The organism is Halorubellus salinus, assembly GCF_020567525.1.
GTDB classification, from domain to species: Archaea; Halobacteriota; Halobacteria; order Halobacteriales; family Natrialbaceae; genus Halorubellus; species Halorubellus salinus.
Map to the genome: position 1 here is coordinate 418353 of NZ_JAJCVI010000002.1, position 17489 is coordinate 435841.

Genomic DNA, 17489 nt, shown 5'->3' on the forward strand with positions numbered 1-17489 from the left:
CCCGACTACGCTCGGTCGATGGTCCAGAACGTCGCGCCGATGATGGTCGACCTCGAACAGGAGGACTTCAACCTCCTGTCGGGCGTCGAGCAGGGGATGCGGTTCTCGGAGTGGGTGCAACGCGGGAAGCTCCCGGACTTCTCCGGGCTGACGGCGGAGAACGTCGACTACCGCCTGGACCGCTGCCTGGACCGCGACCTCATCCAGCGGAAGACGATCCAGTACGAGGGCTACAAGCTCACGCCCGAGGGCTACGACGCGCTCGCGCTCCACACGTTCGCGGAACGCGACACCGTCCAGGGGTTCGGGTCGAGTCTCGGCGTCGGCAAGGAATCGGACGTGTACGAGGTCCAGTCGTACAAGCCGATGGCGCTCAAGTACCACCGCGAGGGGTACACGAACTTCCGCGAGGTGATGAAGGAGCGCGATTACACGAGCGACCGCGACCACGTCTCGTGGCTGTACACCGCCCGGAAAGCAGCTGAACGCGAGTACGAGCGCCTGGAGACCCTGTATCCCGACGTCTCGGTGCCGCGGCCGGTCGACCACAACCGGCACGCGATCGTCATGGAGAAGATGGAGGGCGTCGAACTCGCGCGAACGCGCGTCGAACCCGAGCAGGTCGTGGGCGTGCTCGACCTGGTCCTCCGGGAGATGGCGACGGCGTACGACGCCGGGTTCGTGCACGCGGACATGAGCGAGTACAACGTCTTCCTCGCGGAGAGCGGCGTGACGGTGTTCGACTGGCCGCAGGCCGTGGCGTCGAGTCACGAGAACGCCCGCGAGTTCCTCGCGCGCGACGTGGACAACATCGTGGGGTACTTCCAGCGGAAGTACCCGAGCGACGTCCCCGACCTGGACCGGGAGGCCGTCGTCGACGCGCTCGTCGCCAGCGAGTTCGAGACCGTGCGCGACCACGCGGCCTGAGGCGACACTTCCTCCTCGGTCGATCGAGGCACTCGTCGAGCGACTGCTGTGGTCGTCACCCCAGGGGTCAGGCGAGCGTTCGGTCGCTCGACGCGTCCGGGTGGTGGCCGTCGTCGCATCGGGACCGACCGGCCGTCAGCCCGCTGTCTGGGGCGACCTCGCATCGGTTCGGAGAGAGACCGGCCGTCCGCTCGCTGTCGTGCACGTACTGTGTTCCGGTTCTATTGCCGTGCTTCGGTGCCGGCCGAACAGGTTGCAGCGCGGGCCGGTGGGTTCGGTCGCGAGGTGCGCGACGCGGCCGTTGCGTGCGTTCTCCCCCGCCTGATGGGCTGTTCGACGGGGACGTCGACGGTCGACCGACGCCTGATAAACTATATTCCGCGATAGCAAATGTCTGGTCGGTGGCGTGGCGCCCCCGTCGCGGACGGTATCGAGAAGGCATCTCGCGCCCGGATTCGGGGTTCTATCGTCGGGACACGGCGGGCGCGACCATCGAAGTCGTGCTGGCGGGTTCAGGCCGTGCGCGGGCCGTCGTCGCGACGTCCGCTCCGCGACGGCCGGGGTCCCATCGCTCGGAGGTACGCGACCGCGAGTCCCGCGACCACGGGCACGGGTGCGAACGAGAGCGTGGCGGCGAGCGGCGTGAGCGCGATCGCGTCGCCGGCGGCGATGGCGAGCGTCATCGCCGAGATGGGTGCGGCGAGAAGCGCGCCCAGGACGAAGAGGTCGCCGCGACGACTGCAGGGAGCGACGGCGACGACTCCCCGGGGCGGTCGCGACTGGGCGACGGCCGACTCAGTCGCCGAAGGAGTCGCTCTCGTCGACGTTGATGCTCCCCATCTCGGGCGTCGACTCCTCGCCGTACGCGGTCTGGAGCTTCCCGATGACGACCGCGGCGACGTAGATGGCGACCGCGATGAGGACGATGACGCCGCCCGCGGTCGCCTCGCCGTAGTAGGACGCACCGATGCCGAGGATGACGGCGAGTTCCGCGAGGACGACGGAGACGAGCAGCGACTCGTTGAAGCTCCGGGACACCTGGGCGGCGCCGGCGACGGGGACGACGAGCATCGCTGCGACGAGGATGACGCCCATGATCTGCATCGCGCCGACGACGACCATCGCGGTGAGCATCACCATGATGCGGTTGTACCAGCTCACGGAGAGCCCGGAGACGGCTGCTGCGGTCTCGTCGAACGTGACGTACAGGAGCTGGTTCCGGGTGAGGCCGACGACGCCGACGACGACCGCGAAGAGGACGAGGAGGATGACGGCGCTCTCCGCGGACACCGTCGACAGGTTCCCGAACAGGAACTGGTTGACGCCGACGGCGAGCCCGCCCGCGTTGATACTGATGAGCGTGGTGCCGAGCGCGAACCCGGTGGAGAGCACGATCGCCATCGAGACGTCGTTGTACGCGTCGGTCGCTTCGGAGATGAGTTCGATGAACAGGGCGGCGATCATCGCGACGACGACCGCAGAGAGGTACGGCGAGATACCGAGGTCGAGGACGGCGTTCAGGAACAGGCCGACGGCGACGCCGGCGAACCCGGTGTGTGCGAGCGCGTCCCCGATGAGTGCGAGCTGGCGGTGCACGAGGAACGTCCCGATGAGTGGCGCCATCACGCCGATGCAGAGCCCGACGAGTATCGCGCGATGCATGAAGCCGTACTGGAGGAGTTCCAGGCCGGTTGCGCCGGCGAGCCACGACATGAGTCCCGACCAGAGGTCGAGGAACCAGTAGAGTGGGGCGAGTATCCCGCCTTCGCCAGTGAGGAGCGGGATGCCGTGGTCGCCGGTGAACAGCGGAGTGCTGGGGTCGCTGGTGAGGAGCGCGAGGCCGAGCGCGGTCATGCGTCACCACCCAGGAAGTTCGCGGCGGTGCCGAACGCGCGAGCGAGTGCGTCGCTCTCGACGAACTCGTCGGTCGGGCCGTCGAAGTAGATCTCGCGGTTCAGGCAGACGACGCGGTCGGCGTGCTCGGTGACGGCGCCGAGGTCGTGCTCGATGAGGAGGACGGTGATGCCGGCGCCGTTCAGGGAGTCCAGGAGGTCGTAGAACGCTTCGACGGATTCGACGTCGACGCCGACGGTCGGTTCGTCGAGGACGAGGAGGTCGGCTTCGCTCGCCAGCGCGCGGGCGATGAACGCACGCTGGCGCTGTCCGCCCGAGAGTTGCGTGACGCGACGGTCGGCGAACGCGCTCATCCCGACGGTCTCGAGCGCGTCGTGGACGATCGCCCAGTCCTCGTTGCCGAGGCGGCCGAAGCCGACGTGCGGGAACCGCCCCATCTTCACGACCTCGCGGACCGTGATCGGCATCTCCTTGGACGCGCTCGCGTGCTGGGCGACGTACCCGATCCGCGAGCCGTCGTCGAACCGATGCGAGGGTTCGCCGAAGATGCTGGCGCTCCCGGCGTCGGGACGGAGGAGGCCGAGCATGAGCTTCATGAGCGTCGACTTCCCGGAGCCGTTCGGGCCGACGACGGCGACGTACTCGCCGGCGTCGATGCGCAGCGAGATGTCCTCGACGACTGGCGTGGACGTGTACCCGAAGTCGACGTCGGTGAGTTCGACGACGGCGTCGGTCGACGGTGCGGCGTCGTCGCGGTGGTCGTGGTCGGTCTCGGTGTCGTCGTCGGCCGTGGTCGTGGGGGGTGACTGGTTCGCACTCATTCGAAGTTAGTCCACTCCTCGGCCCAGCCGTCGGGGCCGACGTTCTCGGGCGCGTCGTTCCCGAGGACGACCTCGAACGTGGGCATGTTGATGTTGTACGCGATCTCCTCGTACCCCCAGTTCTCCTCGACCCACTCCTTGCGGACGCCGGCGTACGGCGTCACGGGAAAGTACGCCTCGACCTGCGTTTCGGCGAGGAGTTGCTTCGCGGGTTTGCGGGACTCGAAGACGCCGTTCGCGATGTACTTGATGTCGTTCTCGTCGATGACTCGTTTCGCGTCCGCGATGTCCGAGGGTTTGACGTCGCCGCTCGCGGCGAGGTTCGTGACGAGCGGGCGCATGGTGACGTCGTACTTCACGCCGATGTATTGGAAGGCGTTGTGCGCGGCGAGCTGGACGACGTCGCGGTCGGCGGCGTCGAAGATCGCCTGGTAGTCATCGTCTATCTGCGTGATGGTCTCGTCCTTGTACGTCGTGGCGTTCTCGCGGAGCGCGTCCTCGTGCTCGGGCGCGAGTTCGACGAGGCCCTCGGTGATGTTGTCGATGGACGTCTTCGCGCGGTCGGGGTCGAGCCAGAAGTGCGGGTCCTTGCCCTTCTGTTGGCCGACGCCTTCCTCGTCGGGGTCGAGCGAGGCGGCGAGGTCGACGAGTTCGACGCCTTTCCGGGCGTTGATGAGTTTGGTGTCGACGTCGTCGTCCTTGAGCGTCTGGATGGCGCGGTCGGCCCAGGGCTGGAAGCCGGGGCCGACGTGGAGGAACGCGTCGGCTTCGATGATGTCCTTCGTGACGCTCGCGTTCGGCTCCCAGCCGTGACCGTGGAGGCCGGTGGGGACGAGGTTCTCGACCTGGATGGGGGTGCCGTCGACGACGTTCCGCGCGAAGTCGTAGAAGCTGAAGAAGGAGGCGACGACGACGGGGCCGTCGCCGTTCGCGCCGTCGGTTCCGTTCCCGGGCGAGTTGTTCGCGCTGCCGATGCTGTCGAGGCAGCCGGCGAGGCCGCTCGAGAGGAGTCCTGCGGTCGCTGCGAGGGTGCCGCGTCGAGAGAGTCGCGGTCGGTCGTCCGTCGAATCGGTCATTGTCGAGTAATTGTAGACCTCGACTAGGATATAGTACTTTCCATCAAAGTATAGAATTAGACGAGTCTAAACTCGTGCCCGTGTCGCGGTTTCGTCCGTGAAACTCCGGGCCGGCAGTCACTCGCGACGCGGTCGCTCTCGGCGAAAGCCCGGTCAGGAACGCTCGGCAAAAGCCCGGTCAGGAACGCTCGGCCCTGGGTCGGTCGTCGCGCTCGAGCGTCGATATCGCGGACGCCGGGACGCCGGTCAGCCCGGGATGTCCGCCGGTTCGAACGCCTGCCAGCCGAAGTACGTGACGAGGACCGCGCCGAAGCCGACGCTCACGACGGTGAGGGTGGCGAGTGCGCCCACGACGGGGATAGCGTCGAGGAGGTCGAGCGCGACGACGAGGAGTGCTGCGCCGGCAGCGGCCGCGACGTCCGGCCGGTCGATGGGGAGCGCGCGGCCGAGTCGGGCGCCGGCGGCGGCGAGCGCGTAGAGGAGGACGAGGAGTTCGCCGACGACGCCGAGGACGCTGACGGGGACGAGGACGACGGTGAACGCCATCGCGACGAACCCGACGAGGAGGGTGACCCCGGCGAGTGCGCCGACGACGCCGGAGACGAGCGCGTGCCCGGTCATCGCGTCGCCGACGGTCGCGAGCGCGTCGGGCGCACGTCGGGCGAGCAGGAAGGCGAGCGCGGCGAGCGCGAGCGCCTGCATCGCGAGGAACCCGAGGCGTTCGGCGAGCGTGCGCTCCCGGGGTGCGACGTCGACGGTCGTGCGACGCGGGACGCTCGCTCGGGCGGCGACCGTGGTCGTCCCGCCGAACGACCGGAGGTCGCCCGTTATCGCGGCATCGTCGAGGACGCTGAGGTTCCCCGCGAGGACCGTGACCTCGGCGTCGACCGTCCCCTCGACGACCGCCGTCCCGCCGATGACGTAGACCGGGCTGCCGACCGTTGCGTTCGCCGGGACCGTCACGGTCCCGCCGGCGACGACGATGGGGTCCGTCGCACCTCCAGCGACGACCGCGTCGGCGTCCCGGGCTCCCTCGAAGACGACGTGCATGGCGTCCGGGTCGGCGCCGCTCGCGCCGATCAGGAGGAGGACGACGACGAGCAGCGGGAGGACGTCCGTGACGCTCATCGCTCTCCCTCCGCGGCGCTCCCCGCCGAGTCCTCGGGGACGCGGTCGGCGTCGCGAGGGCCGCGCTTCGACCGCGCGATGGCGTGCATGCGCTTCGCGTACGCGCCGACCGCGAGGCCGAACAGGAGCAGGAGTGCGAGCGCGTTCACGAGGTTGAGGTGCGTGAGGAGCGTGACCTCGGCGTGCGCGAGGTAGAGCGCGACCGCGGTGCTGGCGAACGTGGCGACCCAACCGGCGAGCCCGATGCCGAGCGCGCTGTGGGTGCCGATGGTGTCGACGGTGGCGAGGTCCGGCCAGAGCGCGAAGTTCATCGTGGTGTAGAAGGAGACGGCGACCGCGTACAGCAGCGGGTTCAGGAGACTCGGGGTGCCCGCGGTCGTCGGGAACACCGCGGCGAGCCGGAGTTCGGTCGTGTAGAGGACGTGCGAGAGCGCGAACAGCGCGAAGATCCAGAGGAAGACGGCGTTCCGACTGAAGTTCACGTAGAGGACGCCCGCGGCAGCCGCGCCGACGACGTGCGCGCCGGCGATGAGGAGGCGCGTGGAGAGCTGTGGGGACTGCCAGGAGGTGAGGAGGAGCGTGGGCGTCTCGATGATGCGGAGGAACCCGAGGCTGTCGACGAAGAAGACGCCGAACATCAGGACCAGCGGCGCGACGAACGCGAGACTGCGGGTGCGGACGGGGTCGGGGTGGTTGAAGCGCCCGCGGCCGAACGCGTCCTGCTGCGCTTCGAGGTCGTCGAGGACGCGTTCGACGGCGTCGACGCGGCCGCTGGCGAGGACGCCGAGGACGACGATACCGGGCGCCATCGCGACGGTCATGAGCTGGCTGAAGACGACGACGTTCCAGTCGAGCGGGATGGCGTTCGCGAGCCCGTACGTGATGGCAGTGATGGCGGCGGCGACGTACCCGCGGTCGGGGACGGGGATGGTGTCGATCGCGAGCGCGAACGAGACCGGGAAGCCGACGCCGAGTGCGGCCGAGCCGGCGAGAATCCACGCGCCGAAGCCGGGCGCGGTCCGGACGTGCGGGGCGACGACCGTCAGGACGAACTGGACGCAGACGACGGCGAGGAGGAGTCGGAGTTTCGTGCGGAGGTTCGTGCTCCACCCGCGGCGGTCCATGGCGACGCCGGTTGCGACGGCGGCGGCGAACGTGCAGAGCGCGAGGACGCCCATCCAGAGCGAGACGGTCGTCTCCGGGAGGCCGACGAGTCGGGTCCCGAGGTCGATGAGCCCGAGCTGGACGAACGTGATGTTGTAGTAGTAGCCGGCGGTCATCAGGGCGACGAAGAGCGCGTAGCCGGCGAGCGTCGACCACTCGCGGTCGCGGAGGAACGTCCAGAGACGCATCGTACGTTCGGTGTCGATGCCCGCGGACAAAAAGATGGAGCGCGCCAGCCGTTGCCTGCGGGGGTCGCGAGCGGTCCCACTTCGAGGACCCCATCGGTGGAGAGATGTCCAGGTTCCTGCAGTATTACCTAACAGAATATTGTCCCGGGACCAATATTACAAACCTATGAAAGGTTTTTTCGCGAGTGACGGCGAGTATCACGTATGGACCACGGGGACAACTCACCGAAGTTCGAGACGCTCTCGGTCACGCACGGCGAACGCGCGACGCCCGGCGACCCGATGACGGGCGACGTCGTCTCGCCCATCCACCTCGCGTCGACGTACGCGCTCCCCGGCCTGGACACCGAGATGTCCCTCGAGGACCTCGACCCGAGCAAGGGCGACTTCGTCTACTCGCGGCTCTCGAACCCGACTCGTCACGCCGTCGAACAACGCCTCGCCGCCCTCGAAGGCGGCGAGTACGGGTACGCGTTCTCCTCGGGGACCGCCGCCATCTTCACGTTCCTCCTCGCCGCCGTCGAACCCGGCGACCACGTCGTCGCGTTCGACGACCTCTACGCCGGCACCCGTCGGATGCTCGAGGACGTCTTCGCGAGCCGCCTGCACGTCGACGTCGACTTCGTCGACGCCACCGACGCCGCGAACGTCGCCGCCGCCGTCACGGACGCGACCACGGTCGTCTGGATGGAGACGCCGACGAACCCGACGATGAACATGTGCGACGTCGCCGCCATCGCCGAGATCGCCGACGACGCCGACGCCCTGTTCGGCGTCGACAACACGTTCATGAGTCCGTACTTCCAGAACCCCCTCGAACTGGGCGCGGACGCGGTCGCGCACTCCACGACGAAGTACCTGAATGGGCACTCGGATTCGGTCGGCGGTGCGCTCGTCACGGACCACGACGTGCTCGCCGAGGAGGTCGAGTTCCTCCAGACCGTCGGCGTCGGCGACATGCTCTCGCCGTTCGACAGCTACCTCCTGCTGCGCGGGACGAAGACCCTCCCGATGCGGATGGACCGCCACGAGGCGAACGCGATGGCGGTCGCCGAGTACCTCGAAGCCCACGACCTCGTCGACGCCGTCCACTACCCCGGGCTCGAATCCCACCCCCAGCACGACCTCGCGACCGAGCAGATGAGCGGGTACGGTGGCGTGCTGAGCTTCGAGCTCGCGGGCGGCATCGAGGACGCGAAGCGGTTCCTCGAAGCGCTCGAGGAGTTCACGCTCGCCGTCTCGCTGGGCGGCGTCGAGTCGCTCGTCGAACTCCCCGCGGGCATGACCCACGAACCGCTCGCGCCCGAGGAACGCGAGGCACTGGGCATCACGGACACGCTCGTCCGCGCGAGCGTCGGCGTCGAGCACGTCGACGACCTCATGGTGGACCTCGACCGCGGGTTCGAAGCGATGGTCGACGGCGCCGAGTTCGAGACCACGCCCACCGCCGACGACTGACCCAGTCAGTACCTTCGAGACCACGCCCGCCCCCGCCGACTGAACCGCCGGGGCGAGGACGCCGCCCCCTGTCGGCGGCATCGCCGATCGAGAACGAAACCGTTTCGGGGCGGGCGTGGCGAGGGAGACCGTGACCCTCGGCCTCGACCGCACGCACCTGCAGTTCCCCGTCCTCTACCTCACGCGGTTCGCGACCGGGTTCGGGTTCGCGACGCTCGCCGTCCTGCTGGCGACGTACGTCAACCAGTACGACCCGTCCGGGTTGATGCTCGGCCTGTTCACGAGCGGGTTCGCCATCGCGCAGACGGTCGCGGTCGTCCCCATCGCGTACCTCGGTGACGCACGCGACAAACGGAACGTCCTCGTGGGCGTGCTCGCACTCGGCGTGCTCGCGTACGTCGGGTTCGCCGCGCTCGACGTGTACGGCGGCGGCGAGTGGGCGTTCGTCGGCGTGCGCGCCATCCAGGGTGCCGCCGTCACCGGCTCCGGACTCCTGTCGCTCGCGCTCGTCGGCGACCGCTCGCCGCCGACCGACACCGCCCAGTTCATCGGGAAGGCGAACTCGTGGCGGCTCCTCGCCGGCATCCTCGGCGGCGGCCTCTCGGGCATCCTCTACGACGTCTACGGGTTCGGCGTCGTCTACACCGTCATCGTCGGGCTGCTGTCGGTCGCGATGGCGGGCGTCGTGTTCGTGCTCGCGCCCGACACCTCGCGCGTCGAGGGGTTCCCGTTCACGGACCTCGCGGTGAACGCGCGCATCCTGACGTTGACCGGCTTCCGCGCGCCGTACGCGGTCGCGGTGACGCTCGTCCGCACGTGGGTGCTCCTGTACGCGGGCGTCGAGGCCGTCCAGGGCGGCCTCGGGTTCGCGGCGTTCGCGGTGAGCGTCGTCTACGGCGCCGAACGCTTCACGAACATGATCTGTCAACCCTACACCGGCCAGCTCTCGGACCGGTTCGGGCGCGCGATGTTCGTCGCCGCGGGCGGCGGCGCGTACGGCCTCGTCGCGCTCGCGGTCCCGTTCGCGCCGGACGTCGGCGCCGCCATCTCCGCCCCCGCGCTGCCCGCGCTCGGACGTGCCGTCGCCGAACTCCCCGGCGTCGCGCTCGTCGTCGACGCCGCCGTCGTCGAAGGCCTCGTCGAGGACCTCCTCGGGCGTCCCGGTGAATCCTTCGTCGTGCTCGTGGGGCTGAACGGCCTGCTCGGCGTCGCCGACTCGTTCCGCGAGCCCGCGAGCATGGCGCTGTTCGCGGACGAGGGCAGCGACGGCGACGGCGTCGCCTCCAGCTTCGGCATCCGCGAACTCGTCTGGCGGCCCGGGAGCGTCCTCGCACCGCTCGCCGGCGGCGTCCTCACCGAGCAGGTCGGGTACGCGTCGGTGTTCTACGTCGGCGGTGCGAGCGCGCTCGTCGGCGTCGCGCTGTTCCTCGCCGCACTCTGGTACACGCAGGGCGCAGACGCCCTCACGAGCTGGTAGAACGGACTTTTCGAGAGCAGTTGAGCGTCAGCCCGCGGTCTCGTCCGCGAGCGGGAGCGTCAAGCCGTGGTCCCGTCCGCGAGCGGGAGCGTCACCGCGAACGTCGCCCCCGAGTGCTCGTCGTCGACGAGCGCCACGTCACCGCCGTACGCGTCCACGGTCTCCCGGACGAGGTAGAGCCCGAACCCGGTCCCGGGCGAGTCGAAGCCCTTCTCGCCCTTCCGGAAGAGGTCGTCGCGCATCGACTCGTCGACGCCAGACCCGTTGTCGGCGACGTACACCGTCGCGGTGTCCGCCGCCTCGTCGACCGCGACGTCGACGAACACCTCGGGGTGGGTCGCGTCGTTGTGCTGGACGGCGTTCACGAGGAGGTTCTCGAACACCTCCGGGAGGAGTTCGTCCGCCGCGACCGCGACCGCCGGCAACCCCTCGGCGTCGACGGCCACGTCGAACGCGCCCTCGAGCTTCGCGATCTCGCTGTCGAGGACCGCGTCGAGCGCGATCGGTTCGCTGTCGTGGTCGTCCGCGACGAGGATGTGCATGAGCGACCGCATCGTCTCCACGAAGTCGATCATCTCGTCGAGTCGCGACGACGCCGTCTCCAGGTGGCCTTCGACGGCCGCGTCGACGTGACCCTCGAGCATGTCCGTTCGCGCGTGCGCGACGTTCAAGCTGTTCAGGAGGTTGTGTCGGAGGAGGCGGTTGACGTACTCGAGGCGTTCGCGTTCGTGTTCGAGTTGCGCGCGACGCTCCCGGCGTTCGGTGACGTCCTGCGCGAGCGAGATGCCGCCCGTGATGGAGCCCTCGTCGCGGACCGGGATGGCGCGAACGACGAGCGTGCGGTCGTCGACCGCGACCTCGCGCTCGACGAGGTCGCCGGCGAGCGCGTCCTCGTGGGCGGCACACAGCGTCTCGCGGACCGGCTCGGGGAGTTCCTCGACCTCGCTGGGTGGACGGCCGACGAGCGCGTCCTCGTCGACGCCGAGGACGTCCTCGTAGAGCGACCCGGCGACCGTGACGTACGCGCACGCCGTGTCGAACATCGTCACGGTCGCGTTCGGGACGTTCTCCGCGAGCGTCCGGTACTGGCGTTCGCGCTCGCGGAGCTCGCGGTCGCGTTCCGCCAGCGCGATGGCGAGCCCGACGACCTCGCCGAGCTGTTCGACGACGCGACGCTCCCGGCCGTCGAACGCGTGCGGGCGGTCCGCGTAGATCGAGAGGACGCCGAACGTCTCGTCCTCGTGCACGAGCGGGACCGCGACCGACGACCGGTAGCCTTCGGCCTCGGCGTGCGCGCGCCAGTCGTCGTCGACGTGGTCCGTGCGGACGTCCTGGGTCGCCGCGAGCGCGTCCTCGTGGAGCGCGGTCGCCGCCGGCGGGTTCGTCGCCCCGTCCGCGAGCGACAGGTCGCGTCCGTCGAGGACGCCGTCGACGCCCGCCTCCGTCCGCACGTACACGTCGCCGTCGTGGTCCGCGTCGCCGATCCACGCGAACTCGTAGCTCGACGCGTTCGCGAGGCGCTCGCAGACGACGCGCTCGATCTCCTCGCGACTCGAGTACCCCGAGAGCTCGCGGTTGATGTCCCGCACCACTCGCGACAACTGGTCGAGGGCGGCGAGGCGCTCGTTCTTCGTGGCGAGCGTCCGCTCCCGGCGCTTCCGGTCGATGGCCGAGGCGACGACGTTCGAGACCGACCGCACGAACCGACGGTCGTCCGCGGAGACCGCCTCGGGGTCCGCGACCGTGACGACGAGTTCGCCCCACGGCGCGTCGTTCGCACCGACCTCCGCGGCGACGACCGCGGGGTCCTCGCGGTCGTGCACGCCCGTCGGCTGGACGTCGACGGTGCCTTCGACGGCGTCGGCTTCGCCGACGCTCGCGCGAACGCGCGCCTCGCTCTCCGGGCCGCCGTCACCGAACTCCAGGAGGGACGCGCTCGACGCGCCGAGGGTCTCCGCGGTGCGTTCGGTCGCCTGCCGGAGGAACCCGTCGACGTCCGCGCGCTCGATGGCCTCCCGACTCAGCTCGGAGACGACCTCCTGCTGGGCGAGTCGCTCGTTGAGCGCTTCCTCGCGGTGCTTGCGGTCCGTGACGTCCTGGAAGTACACCGACAGCCCGGACTGGCTCGGGTACGCGCGCACCGCGAACCACGTCGACAGCGGCGGAAAGTACTCCTCGAACGCCACCGACTCCTGTTCGCGCATCGCCGACCGGTACTGCTCCTCGAACGTCGTGCCGACCGCTTGCGGGAACGCCTCCCAGATGGACTCGCCCTTCACGGCGTCCGGGTCGACGTCGATGAGTTCGCCCGCCGTCTCGTTGACGTACGTGAACCGGAACTCGTCGTCGAGCGCGAAGAACGCGTCCGTCACGCGCTCCAGGGTCTCGTCGAGTTCGGCGACGAGTTCGTCCTTGCGCTTCCGGAGGCGCTCGCGCGCCCGTTCGTCGTCGGTGACGTCCCGGAACGACGCGAACGCCGCCGCAGGGTCGTCGCCGAGCGGGACGACGTCGACGACGTACCACGCCGACTCGCCGTCGACGGGGTCGACGCGGAACTGGTGGCCGTAGGACGCCTCGCCGGTCCGGAACACGCTCGCCCACGGGCGCGCCTCCGGCGCGACGAACTCGCCGTCGGTGTCGTAGACGTCGACGTCGCCCGTGCTCGTCTCCCCGATCGATATCGCGAACGCCTCGCGCGCCCGGTCGTTCGCGCGAACGACCGTGCCGTCGGCGGCGACGACGACGAGTCGGTCCGGGCTCGTCTCGAACAGCCGGTCGACGACGTGCCCGCGCCAGTCGTCCGACGCGGCCCCCGGTCCCGGTGGCGTCCCGTCACCGAACCGTGGCTCGTCGTCCGTCGTCCGTTCGCTCGCCGCAGGTGCCGGCTCGGCGGTCGCCGCCGCATCGCGCTCCGCACCCGGGACCGGTGCGGTCGCGCTCGCCGGTTCGAACGCGCGCTCGACGGTGCCGGCGACGTCGTCGTCGACCGTGCAGAACGCGGTGACGTTCGCGTCGACGGCCGCGCTCGCGAGCGCCCCGTCGACCGCGCTCGCGACGACGACGACCGGTGACGTCGGCAGTCGCTCGCGGACGCGACCGACGACCGACGGGTTGGTCTCCGCGTCGACAGCGAGCACCACGCCACCGCCCGTCTGCGCGCGCTCGATGGCCGTCTCGACGCCGTCGACGTGTTCGACGTCGACGTCCGACGCTGCGAGCGTCGCCGCAACTGCACCAGCCCCCGTCCCCGTGCAGACGATACCGTGTGACTCCGGCATTCGTCGGAAAATCGGGAGGCCGACGGGCAAAAATCCACGCCCTAAACCGACCGCTGGCGGCGTCGACACCGCCCGTCGACCCCGGCGCCGTCAGGCGACTCGCGCGGCGAGGTCGGCGAGTGCGTCACGACCGCCCGCGGCGAGCGGTTCGCCGTGCCCCATGCACGCCACCTCGAACGCCGGGGCGCGGGCCGCGAGCTCGCGGATGCTCTGACCGGCCCGACGCCGGTTCCCGTCGAACACCCACGGGACGCGCCCGAGCGACCCGTCCGCGTTCCCGCTGACGAGGTCACCCAGGAGCGCGACGCCGAGGCGTTCGCTCACGAAACACAGGTGCCCGGGCGTGTGTCCGGGCGTCTCGAACGTCTCGAACGACCCGACCGTATCGCCCTCGCCGACGAACCTGACCTCGAGGTCCGGGCGTTCGACGAGCGGCACCGACACGAACCGCGTCAACACCGCCTTCGCGCCACGCAACGGCGGCTTCCGTTCGCCGGTCAGGATGCGACCGTCCGTGTCGCTCGCGTACACCGTCGCGTCGAGCTCGTCGTCGAGGCGCGCGAGCGCACCGACGTGGTCGACGTCGTAGTGCGTCACCAGCACCCGGTCCACGTCCCCGAGGCCGAACCCCGCGTCGCGCACGCCCTCGCGGATGGTCCCGGCGTCCCACGGCACGCCCGCGTCCACGAGCACGAGGTCGTCACCGTCCTCCACGAGGAACACCGACGACGCCCGCCCCTCCATCACCCACACGCCGGCCGCCAGTTCCCGACTCATACACACATCCACCCGCTCCGCCGACAAAAGCACCGCCCCAACGACCACGCGACCCCACGTCGACCGCGTACCGCAACGCCAGCGCCGTCGCTGTCGAACGTCGAAACCGGAAGGATCGAAGTGGCCGCCTAGACCTCTTCGGGGTTCGGGAAGTCGTCGTACTCCGTGATGGAGACGTCGCCTTCCGTGACCTCGCAGAGGACGAGCCCGTTCCCGGACCCGGTGTCGCGCTCCGCGGCCGAGATGACCGCCTTCGCGGCCGCCTGCTTCGCCTCGCTCATCGACATGTCGTCGTGCCAGGACTGCTCGAGGTACCCGTACGCGACCTGCATCCCGCTGCCGGTGACGGTGTAGTCGTCCTTCATCACGCCACCCGCCGGGTCGATGGAGAAGACGTGACTGCCGTCCTCGTCCACGCCACCCAGGATCGGGTTGATCGCGAAGTACGGGCCGCCGCGCGCGAAGTTCCCCGCGAGCGTCGACAGCGCCGTCATGCTCATCTCCTCGCCGCGACGCGCCTCGTAGAGGTTGACCTCCGCGCGGAGGCTCGAGATGAACGACTGCGCGCCACCGACGCTCCCGACGAGCGTCATCGCCGCGCTCGGGTGGATCTCCTCGACCTTCACGACCTTCTTGTTCGAGACGAACCGGCCAGCGAGGCTGGCGCGGCGGTCGGTCGCGATGACGACGCCGGCGTCGGTGGCGATACCGACCGTCGTCGTCCCGGTCTTGTTCACGTTCTCCTGGTCCTCTCCGGCGTGCTCGCCCCAGTCGCTCGGCGCGATCTCGGGGTCGTAGGGGTTGTCAGCGTCCATCATTCTGCATCACCCTCGTCTTCCTCGGCGAGGAGGTCGAGCGCCTCGAGGCGCTCGCCGATCTCGTCGGTCGAAAGCGATTCGACGCTCCCGGTCTCCGTCGGCACGGTCGACACCGCGATGCCTTCCGCCGGGAAGCCGTCCTCGGTCGCCTCCGCGAGCGACTCGAGCGCGAGGTCGACGCCCTCGCCGAGACTCAGCGCGTCGTCGTACTCCTCCTCGAGACGCCGCTGGATGTCCTCGCGGTTCCCGCCGATGGCAACCGCCTTCCACTCGTAGGGCGTCCCAGAGGGATCCGTCTCGTAGAGCCGCGGTGTCCCGTCGTTCTCGACGCCACCGACGAGCAGCGCGACGCCGAACGGACGCGCACCGCCCGTCTGCGTGTACTGCTGGATGTGGTCCGTGACGTGCTTCGTCAGCGTCTCCACGCCGACGGGCTCGCCGTACCGGAGCTGGTTCACCTGGCTCTGGCGACGAGCGACGTCGATGAGCTGGCGGGCGTCAGCGACGTGCCCCGCGCTCGCGATACCGACGTGATCGTCGATCTTGTGGAGTTTCTCGACGCTGTCGCGCTCCATGAGCGGCGACCGCGTGCGTCGTTCCGCCGCGAGCACCACACCGTCCGGGGTGCGGATACCGACGCTCGCGGAGCCACGCTTGACGGCTTCGCGTGCGTACTCGACCTGATAGAGACGTCCGTCCGGCGAGAAGATAGTGATCCCGCGGTCGTACGCCTGCTGTTGATTTTGTCCTTGCATGGGAGGTTCCGTAACCTGAGGTAAGTGGACGGGTTCGGAAGTACTTTCTGTAAGCCATCAGCCGGCCGTCTGGACTCCGAGCTCGTCCATCGTACCCGGTCTTTGGACCCCACGACCTTTAAAAACTCCGTCCCGGGCAACACCGCTGGCGTTCTCCGTTCCCTGTCCCGGTTCTGGGCGTCGACGACCCTGGCTCGTGGCGACCCGGCGAGCGCCGCCCCCGGCGGCCGCCTCGTCCGGTGGACGTTTCAACGCGACCCCCTAACGTCGGCGTATGCGACAGCGGTACATCCTGGTGCTCGTCGTGCTCGTGGTCCTCGGGCTCGCCGTCGGCGCACTCCCGAGCCTCCTCAAGAGCGGCGACCCCTATCGCGTGCAGGCGACCGACGTCGGGAACGCGTCGACGTTCGACGGCGCGACGTACGACGCGACGGACGTGAGCGAACGACGGTTCCCGTACGTGACCGAGGCGGTCGCCGACGGGACGTCCGGGTCGTACTACGAGGGGCCGTTCGGCGTGAAGGAGTCGTTCAGTCACTCGCCGTTCGACGAGTTCGGCGCGGTCGCGACGCGCGTCCCGAACGCGGTCGAGGGCGACGTGGCGTACGTGACGTACAACGGAACGGTCTATCGGCTGGAGATCGTTCGTGGGGACGGATGAGTCGAGACCTCCCCGCTGGCGAGTGGCCGGTTCGAGAGTCCGTCGCGGAGTACGAGACGCCGTGGTACACGGGCGGCCGTGACCGCGTCGAGCAACCGGACGGCTCGGAGAAGGACTACTACTGGGCGGAGCTACCGGACGCGGTCGTCGTGGTGGCGTCGACGGGCGAGGAGGTCGTGTTCGTCGAGCAGTACCGGCCGACGATCCGCCAGACCCAGCTCGAGTTGCCGGCGGGTATCGTCGAGGACGGCGAATCGTACACGACCGCGGGCGCTCGCGAACTCCAGGAGGAGACCGGGTTCGACCCTGCCGGCACGTCGCTACTCCAGGAGGTCTGGTGCTCGACGGGCTTGCTCCGTCATCGCCGCGGGTACGTGTTCGCGGAGGGGTTGACGCCGTGCGAGCGCGAACTCGACAGCAACGAGTTCATCGAGGTGCGGTCGGTCCCGGTCGCGGACGCCATCGACGTGGCGCGCGAACCGCCGACGAACGACGCGACGCTCGAAGCGCTGTTGCTCGCGAAGGAAGACGGCTTGCTCTGACAGCGAGCGCGGGGCGCCCTGCGCTGACCGCGAGCGCGTGGCGGCGTGTCTGACCGCGAGCGTCAAATCCTTCGGACGCGTATTGTTAGCATGATTCGAGACGAGTCCGCGGCGAGTCAGCTAGCGGCCGCCACCGCGCTGGTCGTGACACCGGTCGAGGCGTGGCCGGGCGTGATCGTCCGCGAGCATCCCTTCGGCGGGACGGCGTTCTTCCTCGGAACGCGCGAGTTCGGGCACGTTCACCGGTCCGGACTCCTCGACGTCAACTACAATCGGAGCGTCCGCGACGCCCTCGTCGCCGCTGGTCGCACGGGCACCCATTCCGTTCACCCGGAGTCCGGGTGGACGTCGTACCGCATCCGCGACCCGGGGGACGTCGACGGCGCCGTGTGGCTCCTCCGGCTCTCCTACCTGGCGACCGCCATCACGCTCTCGCGCACGCAGACCGGGCGGCGTGCGCTCGCGTCCGTCGACCTCGACGCGGAACTCGACGCGCTCGACGCACCAGCGCTCGTGGCCGACCGCTACCGGCAGCGAGCGCGGAACCTCGGACTCGTGGCCTGAC

The 17489-nt window shown here is 69.6% G+C and carries 16 protein-coding genes; 6 read left to right on the forward strand and 10 right to left on the reverse strand.

Going from position 1 to position 17489, the window contains the following annotated elements; all coding sequences use genetic code 11:
* Positions 1-18 precede the first annotated feature (18 nt).
* Positions 19-927, forward strand: a complete 909-nt coding sequence (locus tag LI336_RS06580) for an RIO1 family regulatory kinase/ATPase domain-containing protein (protein WP_227132068.1) — start codon at positions 19-21, stop codon at positions 925-927.
* Between the two features lie 512 nt (positions 928-1439).
* Here the strand turns inward: LI336_RS06580 and LI336_RS06585 are convergent.
* From LI336_RS06585 to LI336_RS06610, 6 genes are all read right to left on the reverse strand, one after another.
* A complete protein-coding gene (locus LI336_RS06585) occupies positions 1440-1610 on the reverse strand; it encodes a hypothetical protein (RefSeq protein WP_227132070.1) in 171 nt (56 codons plus the stop codon).
* Between the two features lie 112 nt (positions 1611-1722).
* Positions 1723-2640, reverse strand: coding sequence for a metal ABC transporter permease (locus LI336_RS06590; protein ID WP_368408361.1), 918 nt, complete (start codon positions 2638-2640; stop codon positions 1723-1725).
* A gap of 137 nt (positions 2641-2777) precedes the next feature.
* Positions 2778-3602 carry a metal ABC transporter ATP-binding protein gene (locus LI336_RS06595; RefSeq protein ID WP_227132074.1) on the reverse strand — a complete coding sequence of 275 codons (825 nt, stop codon included), beginning with the start codon at positions 3600-3602 and terminating at the stop codon, positions 2778-2780.
* Positions 3599-4678 (reverse strand): metal ABC transporter substrate-binding protein, encoded by a 1080-nt coding sequence (locus tag LI336_RS06600; protein ID WP_227132075.1) that lies wholly within the window; start codon positions 4676-4678, stop codon positions 3599-3601. Before LI336_RS06600 ends, LI336_RS06595 begins: the two co-directional genes overlap by 4 nt.
* 246 nt (positions 4679-4924) lie before the next feature.
* Positions 4925-5806 (reverse strand): polymer-forming cytoskeletal protein, encoded by an 882-nt coding sequence (locus tag LI336_RS06605; protein ID WP_227132077.1) that lies wholly within the window; start codon positions 5804-5806, stop codon positions 4925-4927.
* Positions 5803-7158 carry an MFS transporter gene (locus LI336_RS06610; protein ID WP_227132079.1) on the reverse strand — a complete coding sequence of 452 codons (1356 nt, stop codon included), beginning with the start codon at positions 7156-7158 and terminating at the stop codon, positions 5803-5805. The genes LI336_RS06605 and LI336_RS06610 overlap by 4 nt, the downstream gene beginning before the upstream one ends.
* 204 nt (positions 7159-7362) lie before the next feature.
* Between LI336_RS06610 and LI336_RS06615 the strand changes: the two genes are divergently transcribed.
* Both LI336_RS06615 and LI336_RS06620 read left to right on the forward strand, forming a co-directional pair.
* Positions 7363-8616: a trans-sulfuration enzyme family protein gene (locus tag LI336_RS06615; RefSeq protein WP_227132081.1), complete on the forward strand. Its 1254-nt coding sequence runs from the start codon at positions 7363-7365 to the stop codon at positions 8614-8616.
* 130 nt (positions 8617-8746) lie between these two features.
* Positions 8747-10093: an MFS transporter gene (locus tag LI336_RS06620; protein WP_227132082.1), complete on the forward strand. Its 1347-nt coding sequence runs from the start codon at positions 8747-8749 to the stop codon at positions 10091-10093.
* Positions 10094-10152: 59 nt separating this feature from the next.
* Here the strand turns inward: LI336_RS06620 and LI336_RS06625 are convergent, their stop codons facing one another.
* The 4 genes from LI336_RS06625 to psmA form a co-directional block, all read right to left on the reverse strand.
* Complete coding sequence (locus LI336_RS06625) at positions 10153-13371, reverse strand: PAS domain-containing protein (RefSeq protein WP_227132083.1); 3219 nt, start codon at positions 13369-13371, stop codon at positions 10153-10155.
* A 90-nt stretch (positions 13372-13461) separates the two neighbouring features.
* Entirely contained in the window at positions 13462-14148 is a 687-nt protein-coding gene (locus LI336_RS06630; RefSeq protein ID WP_227132085.1) for an MBL fold metallo-hydrolase, read from the reverse strand.
* A 128-nt stretch (positions 14149-14276) separates the two neighbouring features.
* Positions 14277-14966, reverse strand: coding sequence for an Ntn hydrolase family protein (locus tag LI336_RS06635; protein ID WP_368408352.1), 690 nt, complete (start codon positions 14964-14966; stop codon positions 14277-14279).
* Positions 14963-15721: an archaeal proteasome endopeptidase complex subunit alpha gene (gene psmA, locus LI336_RS06640; protein ID WP_227132087.1), complete on the reverse strand. Its 759-nt coding sequence runs from the start codon at positions 15719-15721 to the stop codon at positions 14963-14965. Before psmA ends, LI336_RS06635 begins: the two co-directional genes overlap by 4 nt.
* Positions 15722-15995: 274 nt before the next feature.
* Here psmA and LI336_RS06645 point away from each other — a divergent pair, with 274 nt between their 5' ends.
* From LI336_RS06645 to LI336_RS06655, 3 genes are all read left to right on the forward strand, one after another.
* The gene (locus tag LI336_RS06645; RefSeq protein ID WP_227132088.1) at positions 15996-16382 is read left to right on the forward strand and encodes a hypothetical protein; all 387 of its coding nucleotides are present in this window, start codon (positions 15996-15998) and stop codon (positions 16380-16382) included.
* Positions 16379-16924 (forward strand): NUDIX hydrolase, encoded by a 546-nt coding sequence (locus LI336_RS06650; protein WP_227132090.1) that lies wholly within the window; start codon positions 16379-16381, stop codon positions 16922-16924. The genes LI336_RS06645 and LI336_RS06650 overlap by 4 nt, the downstream gene beginning before the upstream one ends.
* A 90-nt stretch (positions 16925-17014) precedes the next feature.
* Positions 17015-17488 carry a luciferase domain-containing protein gene (locus LI336_RS06655; protein ID WP_227132092.1) on the forward strand — a complete coding sequence of 158 codons (474 nt, stop codon included), beginning with the start codon at positions 17015-17017 and terminating at the stop codon, positions 17486-17488.
* Position 17489: the final 1 nt, after the last annotated feature.